The sequence below is a fragment of the Streptomyces sp. WELS2 genome, from assembly GCF_013870595.1.
GTDB lineage: Bacteria > Actinomycetota > Actinomycetes > Streptomycetales > Streptomycetaceae > Streptomyces.
Window position 1 is genome coordinate 1 of sequence record NZ_JACBWZ010001330.1, and the last position, 1,114, is coordinate 1,114.

A 1,114-nucleotide genomic window follows, 5' to 3' on the forward strand; every position below is an offset into this window, starting at 1 on the left:
TGTCTGAGGAACTGACCGGTGTGCGCTACGCGCTCCCGGCCGCGGCCTGACCCGCCCGCACCGGCGCCCTCACCCGCCACCGGCCCGGCGAACTGAGTACGACGACTCATGCGCGCCAGGCCGCTCCCTGGCAGGCTCCGCGGCATGACGAGTGACAGAAGGGCGCGGACCGCCCTCCACCTCTTCCTGGTCTGGGCCCTCATGGCGGCCGCGGTGCCGGTACTCGGCATCACGCTGCTGGTGACGGGCTGGACCTCCGGGGAGGGGGCGATGCTGTCGGTCCTGGCGCTGGGCGTGCCGTTGTCGGTGGTCCTGCTGTCCGTGGCGGGCGCGCCGGTGAGGGCCCTGGTGCCGCTGTGCGCCTCCGGGCCGAAGCGGCTCGGCTGGGCGGCCCTGGTCTTCGTCCTCGGCACACTCGGCGTCCTGGCGGGCCTGGCCGTCTACGACGATGGTGTCTACCTGGGCGGCGTGGGCACCCGGATCGCGCTCACCGGAGCGCCGTACGCGGTGGCCGCCGCGTTCTTCGTGCCGAACCGGTGGGCGCGGCTCGGCGCGACGGCCGCCCTCGCCGGCGCGGTGGCCTACGGGGGCTTCATCGGCCCGGGCCGGACATGGCAGCGCCGGCAGACGGCGGGGATCGAGCGCTACCGGGAGTACGGGGAACTCCTGTTCACGATCGACACGCCCTCCGGTATGCGCGCGGCCCACGCCGAGGCCGGCCCCGCCTCCTTCACCGTCGAGTACCACTCCATCCGCTGGGACGGCTACGTGGCCCTCGGTGTCCGCAAGCCGCTCACCCCGCGCCCCGCATGCCCCACGCCCCCGGAGAAGGGAGTGACCTGCGCGGTGGACAAGCGCGGCGAAACGAGCGTGGTCGAGGCCTTCCCCGGCGGCGGCCACCGGATCACCCTCACCCGCCGGCACGGCGCCGTGGAGGCCGAGATCAGCAGCCAGACCCTGGACGAACCGGCCCTGCGCCATCTCCTGGACACGCTGCACCCGCTCTCGGACGCCGAGTTGAAGGGGCTGATGGAGGAGAAGGTGATCACCCAAGGGGCTGCGCTGAAGGAAGTCCGAGTGCCCCGCGCCGGTTCCGGCCGTCACCCCGGCGCCG

The 1,114-nt window shown here is 73.9% G+C and carries 1 protein-coding gene; it reads left to right on the plus strand.

Annotation, left to right across the window (positions count from 1 at the left end; genetic code table 11):
- Positions 1-144 precede the first annotated feature (144 nt).
- Positions 145-1,114: hypothetical protein (locus H5J33_RS36125; protein ID WP_258565645.1), on the plus strand; the 970-nt coding region annotated here is incomplete at its 3' end.